Below are 19,714 nucleotides of genomic sequence, written 5' to 3'. Positions count from 1 at the left end.
TATACTACAGTAACATACTTGCGCTTTTCCAAGCGCCCAAGGCAGCCTTCTAAGCGGGTCGAGACGGGAGCCGCTCGCAACAATGGGGCATAACGTGACAGCGCTGAAAAGATCAGTCTTGTTACTTGTTCGAAAATCCGAAGCTGGGACGACCGGTAGTGGTCGAACAGCCGCTAAAGTTTCTTGGCACGATCAAAGATGCCGGGTGCCTTGCAGGTCACGGACGGATCTCACGCACAATGACCCGAAGCCTGCCGTGAACCGGATCAAGGACAGCTTCAAGATCACACTTCATGCAGTGGAGCCTTGCACCGAGCTCGGCACTCGGAGGCCGGCGCAAGCCGGAAGTCAATTCAGAGCGTCGCGATGGGCCAAGAGTGGACACCAAGGGAGCTTCGATCAACCACCCCGGTATTAGCTTCTCCCGCCACTTACGCGCGCTGAACGCCACGAATCGAAAGGAAGTTGTTCAGATGCTTACGAAACGCACTCTGCTTCGCTCTGCTGCGATGGCCGCACTCGTCGCCACCACGAAACCCACCCTGCTGAATGCAAAAAGTAGCGCCGATTGGCCTCGGCTGATAGAAGCAAAGGACATCGCCGAGGAAGGCTTCATCTACGGTCTGCCGATCGTGCTGAACTACGGCACCATGTACGAATTTGCCGTTGCTCGAAATTCGGGGCAGTTCAAGGCGCCGTTCAATCAGATCAAGAACCTATCCCACGTCGCTACGTATAAAGATACCGCCGTCGTTACGCCAAATAGTGATACGCCCTATTCGATTTTGTGGGTGGACCTGAGGGCGGAGCCGATCGTAGTTTCGGTTCCGCCGGTGGACCCAAAGCGCTATTACTCTGTCCAGCTTATCGACGGCAACACATTCAACTATGGCTATATCGGCAGTCGCGCCACTGGCAGTGATGCCGGCGACTACATGATCGTAGGACCGGAGTGGAAGGGACCAACTCCCGCCGAAGTCAAGAAGGTGTTCCAGTCGACCACGCAGTTTTCGCTCGTTCTCTTCCGCACCCAGCTTTTTGATCCGGGCGACATCGACAAGGTGATGAAGGTGCAAGCCGACTACAAGGCCCAGCCGCTTTCCGCCTACTTGAAGCAGCCGGCGCCGCCCGCTTCGCCGGCCGTGAATTTTCCGAAGATCGACAAGGAACTCGCGAAAAAGAACTTCTTCGAATATCTCGATTTCTGCCTGCAGTTTGCGCCGGCGCTCGAGAGCGAAAAGGATATCCGCGCGAAGCTTGCGCGCATCGGGGTCGGCCCAGGAAAGACCTTCAGCTTCAAGGATCTCCCGCTTGAGCACAAGGCGGAGATTCTTATCGGAATGAAGCAAGGCGAACGAAAAGTCGACGAGGCCGTCGCGAAAGGCGGCGTGTCGCTCAACGGATGGCAGGTCAACTCCTTCTTTGGCGATGCCCAGTTCTACAATGGCGACTGGCTGAAACGCGCCGCGGGCGCCCAGGCGGGCATCTACGGCAACGATTCGGTCGAGGCGGTCTATCCGCTGACACGCGTCGACGATGACGGCAAGCCGCTCGACGGCAGCAAGCACAACTACATGCTGACCTTCCCGGCCGATCAATTGCCGCCGGTCAACGCCTTCTGGTCGGTAACGATGTACGATGGCAAGACGCAGTTGCTGATCAAGAACCCGGTCAATCGCTACCTCATCAACTCGCCGATGTTGCCGGGTATGAAGAAGAACGCCGACGGATCGCTGACGCTCTACATCCAGCACAAGTCGCCGGGCGCGGAGAAGGAATCGAACTGGCTGCCGGCGCCGAACGGCCCAATCTATACGGTCATGCGCCTCTACTGGCCGAAAACAGAAGCGCCTTCGATGCTGCCGGTCGGCAAGGGAACGTGGCAGCCGCCCGGAATTCATGTGGCGAGATAATCCCCAATCCGCCGATGCGGCGGTGCCGCGCAGACCGGACTGCAACAAAGGATGAAGCACGATGAAACGCTACCCGAGGGTGGTTAGCGCTGCTCTTGCAGCGATATCGATGAGGAGAGAGCAATGATACGCACGACGAGACTGCTTTGCGCCACCGTTGCGCTGGTCTTGATGGGCTTGGGCGCCGCTTCCGCCGAGACGGCACCGAAGATGAAAATGACGACACCGATACCGGATTCGATCGTCACGCCGGAGAGTGTGGACACAAGGCTTGGCAAGCTGAACTTTTTCGATGGCTTCCCGGATGATGCCACGTCGGAGAAGATCTACGACAACCTCGATTTCATGCGTGGCGTCGAGTCATTTCTCAATGCCATGCCCGGTGCATCGGTTGAAGCCATAAGGGTTGGATTGGCCAGCCAGGGCGCCGACAACAACCAGACCATCCTCATCTTCGAAAACCTTATGGACTCGCATTCGCTGTTCCTGACCGGCAACACCGAAAGCATCTACAATCTGATGTGGCTGGACACCAAGGCCAGTCCGCTGGTCATCGAGACACCACCCAATATTCTTGGGATGATCGACAATCACTGGTTCGAATATGTTGGCGACGTCGGCAATGCCGGTCCGGACAAGGGCAAGGGCGGAAAATACCTGCTTTTGCCGCCGGGTTACAAAGGCGATATACCCAAAGGCTATTTCGTATTGCGGACGTCAACCTACGGAAACCTCTTCTTCTGGCGCGGCTTCCTCGACAACGGCAGCACCGCGACTGCTGTCGAAAACACCAGGAAGTTCGCCAAGGTTTATCCCCTTTCTAAAGCCGGTAATCCGCCGCCGATGAAGATCATCAATTCGTCGGGCAAGGAGTACAACACCATCCATGCCAACGACTTTCATTTCTACGAGGAAGTAAACGACATTGTCCAATACGAGCCGAACGAGGCCTATCACCCGGAGGTGCTGGGACAACTCGCTGCCATCGGTATCGAAAAGGGCAAACCCTTCGCACCCGACGAGCGGATGAAGAAGATCCTCACCGAAGCCGTGGCTGTCGGCAATGCGACAGCGCGCACCATCACCTTCAAGACCCGAATGAAGGACGCCTATTATTATCCGGGCAGTGCCTGGTTCACCGGCTTTGTCGGCGGTAGCTACGAGTTCCTTATGCAGCCCGGCGTTCGCTATCTGGATGCCCGTGTCCTCTTCCACTACTATGCGACGGGCATCACGCCGGCCATGGCGATAAAGCGCGTCGGCATCGGCTCGCAGTACGCCGGCGCCACGACCGACGGGGACGGCAAGCCATTCGATGGCGGCAAGACCTATAAGGTGCACCTGCCGCCAAACATTCCGGCAAAGGAATTCTGGTCGTTCGTCGTATACGACAATCAGACGCGTTCAATGCTGCAGACGGACCAGCAATTCCCCAGCATCGGCAGCGACAAGAAAGACATTGTGATCAACGCGGACTCCTCAGTCGACGTCTGGTTCGGCCCGACAGCGCCGGAAGGCCATGAGGCCAACTGGGTCCAGACAGTTCCCGGCAAGGGCTGGAACGTTCTTCTTCGCCTCTATGGCCCGCTCGAGCCATGGTTCGACAAGACCTGGAAACCGGGCGAGATCGAACTGTTGGAGTGATCAGAAAACGCGCTGCTTGATTAATGCCAAGGTTGCTTGTGTTCAGCACTCGACGAGATCGAAATTGAAGCGAGGCGAGTGAGGAACTCGCCGCCCGCATCCTGAGGGGGCGAGCACGTCGCCGAGTACCAGGAGCTCATAAAAAGCATGCGGATCGAGATCGAGCAGGCCCTCGCCAGAGCAGCATCGTGCCGTTCAGACCAGCCGAAACCCGAGGCGGTTCTGGCTTTCGCGGTGCCGCCTCTGCTCGCACATTTAGGAAACGGCATTCACTCTCGTGGACATCCACGGTTCAAACGGAAAGGAAAGATAATGTCTAAACAATGGATGGCTTGCCTGGCAATCACTGTGTTTCTCATTCCATTTTCCGCGAGCACGGCACCGCTCGAAGTCGGAAAGCTCGACTGTGACATATCCTCAGGTGTCGGGATGATCATCGAAACAAAGCAGACTGTCTCGTGCACGTTTACGCCGTCGCCATCATTTCCCGGCCCGGCGCTGACCTACAAGGGTTCGATCGACGAGTTCGGCCTTGCTATTGGCGACGTCAAGGCGGGGCGGATGATCTGGCTAGTCTCAAGCGTCAACGGTCAGCCGTTCACCGGTCTGCAGGGTACCTACCGGGGAGTAGACGCAGATGCCAGTCTGGGTCTCGGCGGCGGTGCGAAGATACTGGTCGGCGGAAGCCAGGACAGCCTTTCACTTCAGCCGCTGTCGCTGGAAGGTGAAGAGGGCGTCAATGTTGCGATTGGCGTGGCGTCGCTGAAACTTTCGGCGGTTGAGTGAACGCAAGGTCTCACGAAAGGATAGATACCCATTCTTGCGTCAGCAGAGCGACCCGATGTCGTCACCACGGTACCGGCCTTCTACCGCACACCTCGTTTGCCGCCAATGGGCGCTCCAACGTGTTGTCGTGGACGCGCTTTCTTATCCAGATGAAATGCTCACGGTAGTCGAAAACGCCGCTCCAGCCGGTCTCTAATATGATGGATCGAGCCTTCCGGGGCGCCGCCCCACGCGCTTCCAGACAACCTGCGAGACGCCGGGCGAGGTCGACCGCCTCCTCAACGGTTTTCTCTTCGCGTCGGTCGTGCGTGCATTGAATGCCTTCACCTTGATACCCGGTCTCGTCTAGGTCGAAGGCCTGCAGAAGATAGAGGTGAACGTGCCTTTTATGGGGTTCTTGCCCTTAGTTCCTGTCCCAAGCCAACAATGGCTATGGCGCGGCGATCAGGATGAGAGTCTCACCTTGATTGTCGCCGCGCACAATGGCCGATAATGTCGCTGGGCGATAAGCAGGGTTCGATCCGGTTGGACAACTCGACCTCGGGTCTGATCCGCAAATTTATGGGGGAACGAGGAGCCGATCGGCGACCTCCTTAAATTCGGTGGCCGCGATAGGTGATGCTGCCGGGAATCGGCGCATAATAGTACTCGAAACGGCAGTTCATTCCTCCCATTCAACCATCATGCTCCGCCCACAATGCCGCCCTCAAGCACCAGGTAATGACCCGCGGCCGTACCAAGGTCGGCTCCGCCAGGGGCTCGCCGAAAGGTCGAGCGGCGCGTCGAGGAGACGTTCGCGAAGGGGTGGCTTGCGGTGGTAATCCCCGCAGGTTGGCCATTACAGAAACTGCGTCTGCGGCCGGCGCGGTTCCTGAGCACTTTTGTCTGAGGTGGTCGCTCTGACGCGCCTGCGCAGAACCACTTCGCTGACTGCAAAGATCGGCAAGCCGATCAATAATGGGAGCAGAAAATACACCAACCGAAACGCGACTAGCGCGCCGATAGAGGCGGTATTTGGGAGCACATGACTAACAGTTGCTTCCAGTACGCCGAGGCCCCCGGGGACGTGAGTGACGAGGATGGCGATGTTGGCAAGCACATAAGCCGTCGCGGTCAGGACAAAATTTGAACCGGCGCTGGCCGCGAGCATCTGATGCAAGCACGCCGCGACAAAGATGAAATTAAGTGTTCCGAGCACCACCTGGCCAATCGCGAGCTTAAGGGGAGGCAACTGAACCCTCCATTTCCACATGCGAAGCGGGGCTTGCACGGTACCGGCAAGAATAAGGTAGCCGCCCGGGCCGAAAAGACAGCAAAGCCCAAGCCAGAAGAGACCGCCGGCATCGACCTGTAGCAAGTTGCTGGCATCCTGCGGATTGGCCAGAAGGATTATTCCGGAAAGAGTTGACATTCCGATCACGACGGTCACGCCGCAAAACAGAATGACCTTGGCGACCTCCTCCGCATTCAACCCCCAACGGGAATAGTATCGATAGCGAACGGCGCCGCTGCTGAGAGCTGCGACACCCAGGTTATGTCCGATCGATAGGGCCGTAAATGACGCTATCGCTGCCTTCGGATAGCTTAGTGGCTTGCCAGCATAGCGCAGGGCCATCAGATCAAAGCAGGTTAGGCAAACGTAGGAAAGGGCGCAAAAGCCGATGCCGAGGGCTAGTCGGGCGAGGGGGATGCTGCCGATGGATCGTGTGATTTCGTCCAGAGAGTACCGGCTGAAGACCTCGTGGAGGAGATAGGCGGCAAGGAGCAATCCTAGAAACATCGTTACATTCACGATAACCCGTTTGCCCGACATGGGACCCCATTTCGTCATCATCCGTCATTGTTGAAACGAAATATCCGTGGGTGGGTTCCCGGAGCATGAACCGTCCGCGCAGCTGTCGCGTCGCGCGCTAGGAGTGCTCACCTATAACCGTTCACTGACCGACCGGATCGGTCAGGGGATCGTTGACGCCATTTCTGGCCTTCGATGATGCGCTTAGACAACCGGCAGATCGGATAACAGGTCCGATGCTATTCTCGCAAGTTGGGCCCCGTCGTGACTTTGCCTGTGTTGTGCAAGGCAGTCAGGTGCCGGTGTGTCACGCTTCTGCGGCAAGGCTGATCAACGAACGTACTCCAGGCACCATGGGTGTTCCTGCCGGGCCGGAACCCGCCTGAACCGCGACGCTCCGAACGGCTGCCCGATACGAGCTGGTGGTGGACAAGGCGGGATCAGTGGCGCGCGAAGCGGTGCCTCAGTTGCCCCTAAGGGCAACTTACTTCCCCTTCAGCACGGTATAGGTTGGCGGTGCACGTTCCCGAGCGGAATGCCTGCATCAACGCGGCAAGGGAGGCCCGCATGAAACTTCGTGGGAAAATCAAAAAAGCCTGCAGCGCGATAGCGGGAGGGTTGGTGCTCGCCGCTGCGGCGTGGGCTCCGGTTCAGGCGCAATCCACAACACAGCCAAACATCCTCGTCATTATGGGCGATGATATCGGCATGTGGAACATTGGTGCCTATCATCGCGGTCTGATGGCCGGGCGCACGCCCAACCTGGATAACGTCGCTAAGGAAGGCATGCTCTTCACCGACTACTATGCGGAGGCCAGCTGTACGGCCGGTCGTGCCAACTTCATCACGGGACAACTGCCGATACGAACCGGCATGACCACGGTTGGGCAGGCTGGCGCGGCGATAGGTCTGCCGGCCGAAGCGGTGACTATCGCAACTGTCCTGAAGTCAATGGGCTACGCCACTGGCCAGTTCGGTAAGAACCATCTAGGTGACAAGAACGAGTTCCTTCCGACCGTTCACGGCTTTGATGAGTTCTTCGGCTACCTCTATCATCTCGACGCTATGGAGGACCCGGCGCATCCCAACTATCCGCAGGATCTGTTGAACGTTGTCGGGCCGCGCAACATGGTTCACAGTTGGGCAACCGACAAGGATGATCCGACCGAGATGCCACGCTGGGGCAAAATCGGGAAGCAAAGGATCGAGGATGCCGGGCCACTCTATCCCAAACGCATGGAAACGGTCGATGACGAGATCCGCGACTTTGCCATGGGCTTCATGGAAAAGGCCAAGCAGGACAACAAACCCTTCTTTGTCTGGCTGAACCCCACGCGCATGCATATCGTCACACACCTGTCTCCCAAATATGAAGCAATGCGAAACTCTGAAAACGGCTGGTCGGAAGAGGAAGCCGGCATGGCGCAGCTCGATGACGATATTGGACTCGTGATGAAAAAGATCAAGGACCTGGGGGAGGACGACAACACCATCGTCCTCTTCACGACTGACAACGGCACTGAAGTGTTCACCTGGCCCGATGGTGGTCAGACGCCGTTCGCCCAGTCGAAGGGCACTGTGCTCGAAGGTGGCTTCCGCGTGCCTGCAATCATACGCTGGCCTGGTCATGTGCCGGCCGATACGGTGCAGAACGGCATTATCTCCGGCCTGGACTGGTTGCCGACCTTTGTTGCCGCAGCTGGTAATCCGAACATCACCAACGAACTGCTCCAGGGCAAGACCATAGGAGACCGGACCTACAAGAACCATCTTGATGGCTACGATCAGACGGCGGCCCTCACCGGAAAGGGTCCGTCTGCGCGCCACGAGATATTCTACCTCGGAGAAAGCACGGTCGGCGCAATCCGAATTGACGACTACAAGTTCCGTTTCATCGATCAGCCTCAGGGCTGGATTGGCGAAAAGACCCATCCCGACGTGCCATTCATAACCAACCTGCGGCTCGACCCATTCGAGCGGACCGGTTGGCCCAACAACGGAACGAAAGAGGGAGGGCAGCAATACTTCGACTGGTTCAAGTACCAGTTCTGGCGTTTCGTATTTGTCCAGCAGTTGGTCGGAAAAGAACTCCAGACCTTCCTCGATTTTCCTCCGATGCAGCGCGGCGCAAGCTTCAACCTCGACGCCGTGAAGGCAGAGATGCAGAAGCGCATGGCCGAGGCTGAAGCAGCAGCAAAAGGTCCGGGCAACTGATCAATCCTCGATGGCGGGCGGTCCCACAGGACCGTCCCCGGGGGGCTGCAGTCTTGGTCAATCGGATTTCCAGGGTCACGGAGCGCATCAGAAAACTCCGCGAGATTGACGAGAACGACGTTTCCCGAGCGTCGCTGAAAAGGGAAATCGCGCAACTAAGGCGGCGCGAAGTTCTGCTGAACGGTGCGTTGCGCCTCGCAATAGTGGCTGGCATCGGCGCATTACTTCTGCTTCTGTTCGGTTTTGTGATCGCATTCTTGGGCTATCGCCACGAACCGGGCGCTGCCTTGCTGTTCACGGCGGCGCTTTGCTTCCTGGCGGGGTCGTTCATCCGACTCCTGCGAGACATCAACCTGTCACAACATGAGCATGGCGACTAGCGGAGAGAACCGTCAAAGTCCGTCAAGTCGCCCAGTCTGACGATCAGAAGCGGAAGGATACTCCTATGATCGGTCCTTGCTGGACGACGTCAAAGACAAACCCGTCATTCTCGTAGTTGACGCCGAGCGCTCGGTATCCGGCTACTGCCGATATGGTGTCGTTGAACTTGTAACCGAGACCGAGGCCCACGTCCCAGTCGACGTCGGCACCGCCGCCGCCCACTAGCCCCCATCCGGTGACATAGATCTCAGGGGTAAAGAAGTAATTCCCGCGCAGACCGACCACCGCGTCGACCCAAGTGGCACTGTCTTCCCGCTCCACACCGCCAAGAAGCCCGCCGTTGAAGGAGATGTCAGTCTTCACCGACCATACCTTCACGCCGCCGAACACGTCGAGGTGCCCGTTCCGGTCTTCGAGGACGGCGTAACCCACGCCCAAAAGTCCTGCAAAGCTTTGTGAGGTCACGTCGACGCTGTTGGCCAAGATGCCGCGAGGCGTGTGCGCATCTGTACCGAGCTTCACATAGACCACGTCGCCGACGATGCTGTAGCGGTCATACCGTGCCTCACCTGTAGCCATGAAGGCGAAGTCGAGATTGTCGAGGATGTCGCCGAAATCGGCATCAATGTCGACTTCGGGAAGACCGAACTGCCGCACATTCCCGGATATACCCGCCGCCCAGAAGTATGGCGCCACCGTGAATTCCCATCCGCTACGGGTCTCCACGGTCTTCGCGTCCGGCACGAGGGGAGTGAGATCGGCGGCATTGCTGATCGATGCGGCAAAGACGCCGGATAGCAAGACAATCATATGCAACTGAATGGTTTTCATGAGAATCCCCCGATCTCGTTTGGAACCCAGCATTGCTCTTCGAGTCGGGACTGTGCAACAGCAAGTGAATTTCGGCAAGTCAGGACGCCTATTTTTGGTTGACTGCCCGGCGCAACTGCTTGAGCAGATCCGAGATGTTCTGGTCCTGCGGTGCCAATTGGGCCATTCGTTCGGCAAATTTCAACGCGTCCGGCAGCCGCTCAAGCTTCAGACTGTACTGCATCGCTAGGCTTGTGATGTCAGCGTCTGCGCTTGCGGCGGCCCAGGTGTCGAGCCTGTCCAGTGCCTCTGTCGTCCTTCCGACGGAATCCAGGGCGACTGCAAGGGTTATCTTGTAGCGGGAGTTTCCGGCGTCCAGTCGGACCGCTTCCTCGAACTCTGAAATCGCATCGCCCAGTGCCTTCTTGCGGACCAGGGCTAGAGCATGTCCGTAACGCAGATCCGCCCTATTGGGCGACAGCGATATCGCTTTGACGTAGGTTTGTTCCGATCTGTCGTTTTGTCCGGTGGCACGGTAGAATTCCGCGAGATTGACGTGTGAGCCCTCAAGTGTCGGGTCGAGCGAGATCGCAAGTTTAAAGGCAGCTTCGGCATCTGCCACGCGCTGTTGGCCGAACAGGAAGAAGCCATAGTTGCTCTGCACTTCGGCGACGTCCGCGTTTGTCTTGACGTAAGCGCGCAGGTCTTCAACCGCGGTCTTAAAGTTAGCTCGGCGATTGCCGAAGAGGTCGGCAGGAGTGCTCCCAAGGGCAGTGGCGGCGGCGACACGCACGGCGCGGGTTTTATCACTGAGCAGGTCGCCGATCGCGTTCAGCCTGCGCTCTGGGGGGATGTTTGCTGCTGCTTGTGCCGCGCCGAGCCGGACGAGTGGATCGGTATCGAGAGACGCGGCTTGAATGTCGGCGGCAACGTCTGCTCCCCTCATCTGGCTCATTCTGGCGATGGCGCTGCCCCGGACGATCCCGGACTGGTCACGGTCGTTGACGAGCTGGCGCAGCGCCTCGACCGCCTTTTGGTTATCGGTGGCGGGCTCCGTGAACCCATGGGCGATCGTCGCGCGTTTGCGCCAGTCGGTTCCGTACCACTTGTCCATGGTCTCTGCAGCCCAGGCATTGTCCTTTCCAGTATGGCAGGTCGTACACGCGTTTGGAGTTCCTGATGTCGTCGATAGGTCAGGTCGGGGAATGACGAACGAGTGGTCGCGTCTCGGATCCGCCTTCATGTATGTGCGCTCGGGCATGTGGCAGTTGGCGCATTGGGCACCGGTCGAGCCGACAAGGTGGTGGGTGTGACCAGGGGTGTCGAACAGGCCACTCGGGTCCTGCTTGACAAAGCGCTCAGGTTTCGTTTGCGAGTGGCATTGCGTGCAGAGCGCATTGCCCTCGGCCCTCAGGGCGGCATCGTGCGGGCGATGGCAATCGAGACATGTCACTCCCGCCCTTGCCATTTTGCTCTGAAGAAACGAGCCATACTCGAAGACCTCATCGAGTATCTGGCCGTCAGGATAATAGAGCTCCTCTCGCAAAAGTGCCGGTGAGAAGTAGTCGAGAAAAGGCTTCCCGGCTTCGTAACCACCCAAAAGGCTGGTCCGTCTTGCATGGCAGGCGAAACAGACATTCGCATCTATATCAGGCAAGCCGAGGTCTTGCTGGTCGGCTGCGGAGGCGTTACCGGACCGTGCCCATGCGACGTGCTTGGCGCCCGGACCGTGACAGGACTGACAGCCAATGCTGGTGGCAACATAGGTCGACTTGTATTCGTTCGTCGACGGTTGAAAGTTCGCTTGCGGATCGGTTGAATGACAGTCGATGCAGGTGCGGTTCCAGCGATAGAAGGGACCTGTCCAATGATAGGTCGAACCGGACTGGGCCGGTGTCCCATTTCCAAGCCAGAACCACTGGCGCTTGGCCGTGTCCCAAGCGATGTCGAGAGCCTGCAGCCGTCCTCCTCCAATATCTGCCAGGTACTGCTGAAGCGGTTCGTAGGCGAAGGTGTACTTGACCTCGAACTCGCCTTGCTTGCCATCCGACCCTTCCGTTTTGACGAAAAAACGGCCCTCGCGACGCGAGAAGGTCGCAACAACACCGTCGTGTTCAAATCGGGTGTTTTCGAAATTGCCCCGCACGGTCTTGTCGTCCGCCAGCGCCATGGCCTTGGCATGGTGGGATTTTGCAAAAGCTGAAGCCTCATCGTCATGGCATGACTCGCAGGTCTTTTCCTCGACAAAACCCTCATGAATCGAAAGCCTGGGATCCAGAGCGGGTGTCGCGATCTCCGCGCTAGCAAGGCTCTTCCCGTTGACCGCCAGCGCCAGAAGCGAGAGCGACAGGAGGAGGATCAATCGCTTTCCCGCTGCTAACCGAACAGATGCTGCCACTTGATCGCTCCATGTAGTGGTGGAAGGCGCCACGCTGCCCTTCCGGCGTGACGCCGATGGGGATCAATAGCAAGGCGGGAAGGGGTGGTAGCCGCATTGCCGGTTGTTGTAGTAGGAATTGTAGTAGTAGTTGTAGTAGTAGTAGTTGTAGTAGTAGTAGTAGTAGGGGCGGGTTGCCGCCGCTCCAATCGCCGCGCCGGCGACGACGCCCGGCCCCCCGCACCGCTCAGGCTTCCTTCCAGAATGGTTACGTCGAACGTCAGCGTCGTGCCATCGAGTTTCGGAGCCTTCAGTGTCACGACAGCGTCACTGACGTCGGATCCGTCGCCACCCAGCACTGAGACCGTCGCGTTCGGCGGATCGATGGCGAAGTTGTCCTTGCCGTCGTCCCATTGCATGATGAACTGATCGGTCGTCACATGCCCGGCGGCGCGCACCGGCCGATCGGCAAAGACAATCGAATCGGCCGAGACGCCGGTCAAAATGAGCTTTCCGTTCTCGATTCTGGCGCAGCCGAATTGAGGACTGCCAGTGACGGTACCGGCCCCGTTGGGGTGACAACGCCAATGGTATTTTCCAGCGGTAGGCTCGGCTTCTTGGGAGGGTCTTGCGCAAAGGCGGCGGAGGTCAGGGCGAAGCCTCCGGTAAACATCGACGTGGTGAATTGGTCGACTTTCATAGCGGTTATCTCCCAGCTGGACAGACACCAGGCCCGTCACCTTTGGTGAATGTCGAAGTATGATGACACAGGCATTTTACACGCCGCCCGGTCCGCGAGGCGCGGCCCTAATCCTTGAAGATCTTCTTCCAGTCGGCTTTCATGTCGATGACGGTCCAGCCGGTTATCGAGGCCGCATCGAGCGCCTTGTCGAGGCGGCCGAATTCGGTGTTGCGGTCATACGCGTATTCGCGCTCCTCGTCGGTGTGATGAACAAGCACGCCGAGACGCGCTGGTGCACCCGCCATCGTCGTCCACTGCAGCATTTCGAGATCACCATCGGAGTTGCCGAACGCGGCTATGGGGCGGCGGCCGATCTGCTGGTTGATTCCGACAGGCTTGCCCGCCTTGTCGTCGATGAAGTTTACTTCGGGCAGACGATAAAGGGTCGGCGTGTCGTCCTGCATCCTGAATTCGGTCTTGATCGAGGACCCGATAACCTGCTCTGGCGGGACACCGTAAACCTTCTCCGTCCAGGGCCGCATGAATTCCACACCACCACCCGACACGATGAAGGTCTTGAATCCGTTGGCGCGCAGGTAGGCAAGCAATTCTACCATAGGTTGATATGCGAGTTCGGTGTAAGGCCGATTGAATCGAGGGTCGCGGGCGGAGGAAAGCCAGTCTGTCACAACTTTCTGGAAATCGTCGACAGTCATGCCCGCATGCGTCACCATTAGAAGTTGCAGGAGGCCTTTTTCGCCGGATGCGGCGACGGTCTTCATGTCGCCTTCAAGCACTGCCTTGAACGGCTGGACGTCTTTCCATTCCGGATGCTGCGGAGCCAGCGTCTTCACCCGATCCAGGGCGAAGGCAAGTTGCGTGTACATGGGATGCTCGACCCAAAGCGTCCCGTCATTGTCGAACACCGCCATCCGTTCCGGTTCCGGGACAAAGTCGGACGATCCCGCCCTTGTCACCTTCTCGACGAAAGCGACGATGGCAGCCTTCGGAGCGGTATCGTTCCAGGACGGAAGAGGATCGCTCTGGGCTCGCGTGATTGTCGGCGAGGCAAACACAGCGAACAAGCCGATCGCCAGCACCCCCTGGCGCGCCAATCTGAGAAATTCAATGCGAGTGACCAGCATGTCGGAGCCCTCCTAGGATAGTTGGCGATGGCGGCTTGAAGCTCAGGCCGCCAATCAGCTTCAATTGCCTGTCGGCAGCGTGATCGAGACGCCCTCCTTAGCAAGTTCGTCTCGTACCCATTGGAATCGTTGATAGTTTGAAATCGTGATCGGGCCCGTGTAGCCCATGCTCTGCAGCTTCCGCGGAGGATACTGGACATATGTCGCCATGATCTTCTTCAACTCCTCGCCCATGACCACGCCCATCCAGGTCCGCTCCGTGAAGTTGTTCATGAAAATGTCGTAGCGTTCCTGCGGGTCCTGCCACAGATCGAACACCTGGGGTACCGTGGCAACATATTTCTCCTGGCCCTTCCAACCGAGATTCGAATCGACCGCCAGGCCGCCAGTTTGATCTCCGTCATCGCCACGCAGATTGAACACAAATTTGTAGTTGTTGACCCTTATGGCGCCGGGGGAGAGTTCGTTTTCGGTAAAGTAGAACCAGGATTTACGTTCGGATTTTCCGGTGCCGAGCAGGATCGGCGACATGTCATAGCTGTCGAAGATAATTGGTTTGTCTTCCCGGTCCTTGTCGGGCAGAGGCACCCCACCGACTGCCGCGAATGTTGCCATCAGGTCGAGGCCGCCGACGATATCGTGGTTCTTGGTTCGAGGTTTGACCTTGCCCGGCCAGACTGCGATCGCAGGAACACGGTTGCCGCCCTCGCGCACGGTACCTTTGGTGCCGCGAAACGGAGTGTATCCGGCATCCGGATAGACGTCTTGCCATGCGCCATTATCCGTCGTGTAGAAAACGAGCGTGTTCCGGTCCATGCCGGTTTCGCGCAGTTTGTCCATGATCCGCCCGATGCGGGTGTCGAGTTCAACTACCGAGTCGGCATACTTGCTCTTCGACAAGGACTTATGCTCGAATTCCGGCGCAGGCATGTTCGGCTGATGAACCTTCATGAAGTTCACGTTGATGAAGAACGGCTCTTCCGGCTTCTTGGCGGCTTCATCAAGAAAGCCCAATGCGGCCTTCTCAACGTAGCTGTCGAAGAAGGGAATGCCGACGACGCCTTCCCTGCCGTCGATCACCGGGGTATCGACATATTGTCCGTTGATCTTGAACTCTTCGGTCACCGGTCCGCCCGCGTTTCCTGACAGGGCGCCCTTCGTCACCTTCTGAAACATCTCTCTAAGTTTCGGATCCATATCCGGGAACCACGTCGGGTCGCCGTAAGTATAGGCGTTAAGATGATAAAGGCCCGCGTACCTCATTTCGTCATAGCCTTGGGCATTCGGCAACGCATAGTCCGCCTCTCCGAGATGCCATTTCCCGGTAAAGTAGGTGTGATAGCCGCCGCGTTTCAGCACGGATGCGAGCGTCCATTCCGCCGCGGGCAAGCCGCCGCCCTGACCTTGGAAGGCAACAGTGGTCATACCGCTGCGGTTCGGAATACGTCCCGTCTGCATCGCCGCGCGCCCCGGTGTGCAACTCGGCTGGGCATAGAACGAGAAGAAGGTCATCCCTTCGTCCGCAAGCTTGTCGATGTTCGGGGTCGGCATCCCGCGGCCCTCTCCTCCACCATAGGGGCCGAGATCACCGTAACCGGTATCATCCGAAACGATGAACAGGATGTTCGGCTTTCTTTGGGAATCCTGCGCTTGTGCAGGTGAGGCTGCACACCAGAGCATAGTCGAAGATGCCAATGTTCCGATGCAGCCAATAAGGATCCTCTTCATTTTCAACCCTTCCCTTGGTTGTTCATTGGATGATGACGCCAAAAATGGACATCGCAGACCGCCTCGGCCCATCAACTCAACCGGCCAGCTTCAACAATGATGCGATATGCCAGCGGCAGGCACGCCGCGGCTGGACAATGGCTAATTTACCCGAATGTGTTCACCTTCCGATATTGCACTTTGGGGAATCCCGAGATTCCCTGGCAATCAACAGTGGTGTTTTGAACGGATGACACCACACCAAGAAAGTGTTATCGTCGCAAAGTTTTGAGGGTGGACCAATGGCCTTGGGCAAGGGGGCAGGTCGATTGCGATGCGCTGGCCTCTTGCTGGCGGCGCTGTTACTGAATGCTTCTTACTGCTACGCCACCTCTTACCTTATGTCTCCCGCGCCCTTCGATCGGGCGCCGCGGGTCCTCATCTTATATCCCTATGATGAGCGGATCGCGGCAACGACCGCTGCCGGTGAAGCATTGCGCAGCCGTCTTTTCGAGGCGACGGGTGCCAAGATCGACGTCTTTTCAGAGTTCCTTGATCTGTCGAGGTTCCCGGAAGCCGATCATGCCGCGCGTATGGGTCGATATCTGGGGGAGAAGTACGCTGCTCGTCGCCCGGATGTGATCGTCGCACTCGGCAAGGAGTCTGCCAGCTTCGTATCGAGGAACCGAGGACGCATCGCTCCCGATGCGAAGATAATCGCGGCAGGCTTTGGTAATTCGAGTGCTGAGAAAATCGATCTGCCGAATGACGTGATCGGTGCATTCTCGACATTCGACATCTTGAAGACAGCCGAAATGGCCCGCAGCCTGCAGCCAAATGCCCGTCACCTTTATATCATTGGTGGATCGTCGGACTTTGACCGGCAATGGTTGGCGACAGCACGTTCCAAGCTCGAGGAGTTCTCCAAGTCCTACGAAACGATATATCTCGAAGGTTTGACGATCGAGGAATTCATCGATCGTGCATCTCATGTCCCGCCCGACAGCATCATTGTGGCATTGACAGTATTCAAAGACGGGAAAGGGCGGAATTTCATTCCTCGCGAGGCGATCAGGCAAATCGCGGCCACGGCTGGTGCCCCCGTCTACGGACCCTACCAGACCTACATCGACTACGGTGTCGTTGGCGGCAACACCGTTACTTTTGATAGTCTGGGACGAACGGTCGGGGATCTTGTCCTCGATGCCATTGCCGGCAAGCCTGTTTCGGATATCCAGGCGCCTCAAACCTATGTGGCAGACGCCCGGCAACTTCGAGCTTGGGGGCTTTCGGAGAAAGATCTGCCGCCTGGTACCATCGTTATGTACAAGCAAAGGAGTTTTTGGGAAGATCACTGGCTTGCGACGACGGGGATGATCGGCGCGCTATTGCTGCAGGCGGGTTTTATCGCCGCATTGCTGTTCGAGCGGAACCGCCGCTACGATGCCGAGCGCAGATCTCGCCTGCATCTGCTCGAAGCAGTTCATCTCAACCAGTCGGCAACGGCAGGCGCCTTGTCTGCATCGATCGCGCATGAATTGAACCAACCACTGTCGGCCATTCGAAATAACGCCGAGGCAGCCTCGATACTGCTTCGAGGCGGCAGCCCGGATATGGTTTTGATACAGCAGATACTGCTCGACATCCAGGAGGACGATAAGCGCGCGGGCGACATCATTGGCCGGATGAGGGGACTGCTGAAGAAACGACGAGAGATCGAGTGGCAAGAATTCGACCTGGGTGATGTTACGTCGAGCGCGATGCGCATCATTCATGGCGAGGCCGAACGCAGAGGTATCGTGCTGCACTCAAATAGGCCGCCGGCTGAGCTGCCTGTGAGGGCCGACAAAGTTCACGTACAGCAGGTCATCCTCAATCTGGCGACCAATGCGATGGACGCCATGTCTGAGGCTGTCGCAATCAGTAGAACCCTCACATTTGCGACGGGGGTGGCCGACGAAAAGGCGGAAATCTGTGTCGCGGACACGGGCGACGGCATTCCTGAAGAGCACCTGTCCAGCATCTTCGAGCCCTTCTATACGACCAAAAAGGCGGGAACAGGGTTGGGGCTCTCCATCGCGCGCGCCATTGTCGAGACTTATGGCGGCACGATATCCGCCTGCAACCGGCCTGAAGGCGGAGCCATCTTTCGGGTTTCCTTGCCTCTGGCCCGACATGAAGGACGAAAGGGATGAAACCGGTCATTCATATCGTCGATGACGACGAGTCCTATCGGACAGCAACTGCAAGGCTGCTCTCTGCATACGGTCTGAAGGTCGAAGTCTATAAATCCGGCGACGAGTTTCTCGAACGCGTGCAAAGTTGCGAGCCGGGCTGCATCCTGCTTGATCTGCACATGCCTGGCCGGTCCGGCCTGCAAACACAGCGTCAATTGTGCGAGCAGGCGCACCTGTTTCCAATCGTGTTCCTCACAGGCGAAGGGGACATAAAGACCAGCGTCGAGGCCATGAAGGCGGGCGCACAGGACTTTCTGGAAAAGCCAAGTTCGGCAGCGGTTCTGATGGAGACCCTCGAGCGGGTCTTGCTTAGATATGAGCGACAGCGAACAGAGCACGAGCGTCTCGACGAGCAGAGGGCGCTTGTGGCGAGTTTGAGCCACCGCGAAGCCGAAGTCTTTGGCTTGCTCATTCGTGGCCGACTCAACAAACAGATTGCCTATGCCCTCGGTATCTCAGAAAGGACGGTGAAGGTGCACCGCCATCAGGTCATGGAAAAGCTCGGAGTGAGGTCGGTCGCGGAAGTCGTGTCGATCGCAGCCGGCATTGGTCTCGACCGCAAAACCCGCTCGGTCTCGGAGTGATCGGACCTTCCCCTTAGGACAATATCAATCAGGCACGAACGGCCCTACGGTGACCAGAACCGCGGATCTCTCATCAAGGAGGGGGATGGAGTGGACACGCTGCGCCGCACCGTCGCTGTCATCGATGATGATGCAAGCCTACGGCGGAGTGTCGTGCGGCTCCTCAATGCCTACGGATTTCCTGCCATCGAGTATTCGTCCGCGGAAGCCTTTCTCCGTCGCGATTTAGCGCCTTCGATTGATTGTCTCGTGTTGGATATCGACCTTGGCGGCATGTCCGGATTGGAGCTGCAGGCCAGGCTGAAAGTAACAGGCTGGAACCTGCCCGTGATCTTTATCACCGCGCTGGAAGACGAACGCCTGAGAATCCGTGCCGAGCGGACAGGGTGCGTCGCCTATATGCGAAAGCCGTTCTCGGGAGCCGAGCTCATCTCCGTCATCGTCAGGGAGCTCAACCGGTGAACTCACGCGGGCGCGGAGACCAAGTCCTTGGTGGCGCAGAGCGAGCGGCAGATGCCCCGCCGCCTGACGCCGAAACTCGAGACCGTTTTCTCTTTCGATGCCAGAAAGTTGTGCGGCCAATTGAATGCATAGCTTGCACGGCAACAAGAGGTACGTACCCTCGTGGAATGGGCGATTGAGATGAACGAGCCCATGTTCACAATCTTCTTTTCGTGGTGGCTCCTGTTGATCTCAGAGGCGCGGCCAGGTCTGCGATTCACACACGACCTTAAGGACGCAGCCCCTCAGCTTCAGTGCATTGCCTGAGACCGTCAGAGAGCCGTCATATGTCTTGTTGGCGTCGGGGTCGGTAATCTTGCCTTCATAGCTGCCATCCTTGCCCCTGAAGGTACCGATCTGCTTTCCAGCATGCTTGCCGGACTTGAGTGTAATGCAGTAGCCGCCGCCGCAGGAGCTGATCGCGGCGGTGTCTCCAAGCTCCGTTTTCCAGTTTCCCACGATCGGATCCTCTGCACAGGCAATGGTGGGGATGGCTGCGAGCGCGGCGATGACAATGAACATGAGCTTCATGATGGTTTCCTTTGCGTTTGAAAATTCTTTCAGTTTCGATGCCGGGCACGATCGTTGTTGTCCGGCGTTCGCTCCTGACCTCGAAGCGCCAGGCCAAGGCGTTCCAATTCGGTGGTGAAGCAGAAAACCGAAAACAGGACCGCAAGAAGGAGGAGCCCTCGCCAGACGAACCCGCTCCCGTTCCGGCCGAAGTCGATCTCCGGAAGATGACGGAAGAGCACCAGCGAAAACAGGGCGCTTGCGATGATAAAGGCAAGGCGGCTGATGAAGAGGACCAACTGGCCCAACACAACGCGGGTGTCGCCGACTGGCAAGGGAAGCTTGAACACCCGATACCAATGCGCGCCTTGCACCAGCGCAACGCTCAACGCAATGACCGCGACCATCGGTGTATCGGCGTACACCTGCAC

Annotated in this window: 15 protein-coding genes and 2 pseudogenes; 8 read left to right on the top strand and 9 right to left on the bottom strand. The window is 57.9% G+C overall.

Going from position 1 to position 19,714, the window contains the following annotated elements; translation table 11 throughout:
* Window positions 1-473: 473 nt before the first annotated feature.
* The 3 genes from ATY80_RS01150 (at window position 474) to ATY80_RS01140 (ending at window position 4,343) form a co-directional block, all read left to right on the top strand.
* Window positions 474-1,913 carry a DUF1254 domain-containing protein gene (locus tag ATY80_RS01150; RefSeq protein ID WP_088690665.1) on the top strand — a complete coding sequence of 480 codons (1,440 nt, stop codon included), beginning with the start codon at window positions 474-476 and terminating at the stop codon, window positions 1,911-1,913.
* A gap of 123 nt (window positions 1,914-2,036) precedes the next feature.
* Window positions 2,037-3,557: a DUF1254 domain-containing protein gene (locus ATY80_RS01145; protein WP_088690664.1), complete on the top strand. Its 1,521-nt coding sequence runs from the start codon at window positions 2,037-2,039 to the stop codon at window positions 3,555-3,557.
* Between the two features lie 312 nt (window positions 3,558-3,869).
* On the top strand, window positions 3,870-4,343 hold the full coding sequence (locus ATY80_RS01140) for a DUF992 domain-containing protein (protein WP_088690663.1): 474 nt from the start codon (window positions 3,870-3,872) through the stop codon (window positions 4,341-4,343).
* Window positions 4,344-4,787: 444 nt separating this feature from the next.
* Here ATY80_RS01140 and ATY80_RS29310 read toward each other — a convergent pair.
* Window positions 4,788-4,981: pseudogene (locus tag ATY80_RS29310) on the bottom strand (hypothetical protein); the annotation flags it as partial.
* Window positions 4,982-5,181: 200 nt separating this feature from the next.
* Window positions 5,182-6,156 carry a lysylphosphatidylglycerol synthase domain-containing protein gene (locus tag ATY80_RS01130; RefSeq protein WP_088690662.1) on the bottom strand — a complete coding sequence of 325 codons (975 nt, stop codon included), beginning with the start codon at window positions 6,154-6,156 and terminating at the stop codon, window positions 5,182-5,184.
* A 546-nt stretch (window positions 6,157-6,702) separates the two neighbouring features.
* Here ATY80_RS01130 and ATY80_RS01125 point away from each other — a divergent pair.
* Window positions 6,703-8,349: an arylsulfatase gene (locus ATY80_RS01125; RefSeq protein ID WP_088690661.1), complete on the top strand. Its 1,647-nt coding sequence runs from the start codon at window positions 6,703-6,705 to the stop codon at window positions 8,347-8,349.
* Window positions 8,350-8,402: 53 nt separating this feature from the next.
* Window positions 8,403-8,729, top strand: a complete 327-nt coding sequence (locus ATY80_RS01120; RefSeq protein WP_245306726.1) for a DUF2721 domain-containing protein — start codon at window positions 8,403-8,405, stop codon at window positions 8,727-8,729.
* A 43-nt stretch (window positions 8,730-8,772) separates the two neighbouring features.
* On the opposite strand, the gene ATY80_RS01115 is transcribed toward ATY80_RS01120, so the two are convergent.
* The 5 genes and pseudogenes from ATY80_RS01115 to ATY80_RS01095 form a co-directional block, all read right to left on the bottom strand.
* Complete coding sequence (locus ATY80_RS01115) at window positions 8,773-9,561, bottom strand: hypothetical protein (protein WP_088690659.1); 789 nt, start codon at window positions 9,559-9,561, stop codon at window positions 8,773-8,775.
* 88 nt (window positions 9,562-9,649) lie between these two features.
* Entirely contained in the window at window positions 9,650-11,938 is a 2,289-nt protein-coding gene (locus ATY80_RS01110; RefSeq protein WP_088690658.1) for a multiheme c-type cytochrome, read from the bottom strand.
* A 63-nt stretch (window positions 11,939-12,001) separates the two neighbouring features.
* Window positions 12,002-12,617 (bottom strand): annotated as a pseudogene (locus ATY80_RS01105) (hypothetical protein).
* A gap of 107 nt (window positions 12,618-12,724) precedes the next feature.
* The gene (locus ATY80_RS01100) at window positions 12,725-13,744 is read right to left on the bottom strand and encodes an HAD family hydrolase (protein ID WP_088690657.1); all 1,020 of its coding nucleotides are present in this window, start codon (window positions 13,742-13,744) and stop codon (window positions 12,725-12,727) included.
* Window positions 13,745-13,804: 60 nt separating this feature from the next.
* Entirely contained in the window at window positions 13,805-15,472 is a 1,668-nt protein-coding gene (locus ATY80_RS01095; RefSeq protein WP_088690656.1) for an arylsulfatase, read from the bottom strand.
* Between the two features lie 281 nt (window positions 15,473-15,753).
* Between ATY80_RS01095 and ATY80_RS01090 the strand changes: the two genes are divergently transcribed.
* From ATY80_RS01090 to ATY80_RS01080, 3 genes are all read left to right on the top strand, one after another.
* Window positions 15,754-17,646: a sensor histidine kinase gene (locus ATY80_RS01090; RefSeq protein ID WP_088690655.1), complete on the top strand. Its 1,893-nt coding sequence runs from the start codon at window positions 15,754-15,756 to the stop codon at window positions 17,644-17,646.
* The gene (locus ATY80_RS01085) at window positions 17,643-18,272 is read left to right on the top strand and encodes a response regulator (RefSeq protein ID WP_088690654.1); all 630 of its coding nucleotides are present in this window, start codon (window positions 17,643-17,645) and stop codon (window positions 18,270-18,272) included. The genes ATY80_RS01090 and ATY80_RS01085 overlap by 4 nt, the downstream gene beginning before the upstream one ends.
* A 90-nt stretch (window positions 18,273-18,362) precedes the next feature.
* A complete protein-coding gene (locus tag ATY80_RS01080; RefSeq protein WP_088690653.1) occupies window positions 18,363-18,734 on the top strand; it encodes a response regulator in 372 nt (123 codons plus the stop codon).
* A gap of 231 nt (window positions 18,735-18,965) precedes the next feature.
* On the opposite strand, the gene ATY80_RS01075 is transcribed toward ATY80_RS01080, so the two are convergent.
* Both ATY80_RS01075 and ATY80_RS01070 read right to left on the bottom strand, forming a co-directional pair.
* Window positions 18,966-19,304 carry a DUF2147 domain-containing protein gene (locus tag ATY80_RS01075; RefSeq protein ID WP_088690652.1) on the bottom strand — a complete coding sequence of 113 codons (339 nt, stop codon included), beginning with the start codon at window positions 19,302-19,304 and terminating at the stop codon, window positions 18,966-18,968.
* A gap of 29 nt (window positions 19,305-19,333) precedes the next feature.
* Window positions 19,334-19,708: a hypothetical protein gene (locus ATY80_RS01070; RefSeq protein WP_141105531.1), complete on the bottom strand. Its 375-nt coding sequence runs from the start codon at window positions 19,706-19,708 to the stop codon at window positions 19,334-19,336.
* Between the last annotated feature and the right edge of the window lie 6 nt (window positions 19,709-19,714).

It is taken from the genome of Rhizobium sp. R711 (genome assembly GCF_002211365.1).
Taxonomy (GTDB): Bacteria; Pseudomonadota; Alphaproteobacteria; order Rhizobiales; family Rhizobiaceae; genus Rhizobium.
The sequence above is the reverse complement of the archived record's forward strand: the minus strand, read 5'-3'. Positions and strand labels throughout refer to the sequence as shown.

Excerpts from the sequence above, each read along its gene's own strand:
- ATY80_RS01150 (WP_088690665.1), top strand. The coding sequence starts at position 474 with ATGCTTACGAAACGCACTCTGCTTCGCTCTGCTGCGATGGCCGCACTC.
- ATY80_RS01145 (WP_088690664.1), top strand. The coding sequence starts at position 2,037 with ATGATACGCACGACGAGACTGCTTTGCGCCACCGTTGCGCTGGTCTTG.
- ATY80_RS01140 (WP_088690663.1), top strand. The coding sequence starts at position 3,870 with ATGTCTAAACAATGGATGGCTTGCCTGGCAATCACTGTGTTTCTCATT.
- ATY80_RS01130 (WP_088690662.1), bottom strand. The coding sequence starts at position 6,156 with ATGTCGGGCAAACGGGTTATCGTGAATGTAACGATGTTTCTAGGATTG.
- ATY80_RS01125 (WP_088690661.1), top strand. The coding sequence starts at position 6,703 with ATGAAACTTCGTGGGAAAATCAAAAAAGCCTGCAGCGCGATAGCGGGA.
- ATY80_RS01115 (WP_088690659.1), bottom strand. The coding sequence starts at position 9,561 with ATGAAAACCATTCAGTTGCATATGATTGTCTTGCTATCCGGCGTCTTT.
- ATY80_RS01100 (WP_088690657.1), bottom strand. The coding sequence starts at position 13,744 with ATGCTGGTCACTCGCATTGAATTTCTCAGATTGGCGCGCCAGGGGGTG.
- ATY80_RS01095 (WP_088690656.1), bottom strand. The coding sequence starts at position 15,472 with ATGAAGAGGATCCTTATTGGCTGCATCGGAACATTGGCATCTTCGACT.
- ATY80_RS01090 (WP_088690655.1), top strand. The coding sequence starts at position 15,754 with ATGGCCTTGGGCAAGGGGGCAGGTCGATTGCGATGCGCTGGCCTCTTG.
- ATY80_RS01085 (WP_088690654.1), top strand. The coding sequence starts at position 17,643 with ATGAAACCGGTCATTCATATCGTCGATGACGACGAGTCCTATCGGACA.
- ATY80_RS01075 (WP_088690652.1), bottom strand. The coding sequence starts at position 19,304 with ATGAAGCTCATGTTCATTGTCATCGCCGCGCTCGCAGCCATCCCCACC.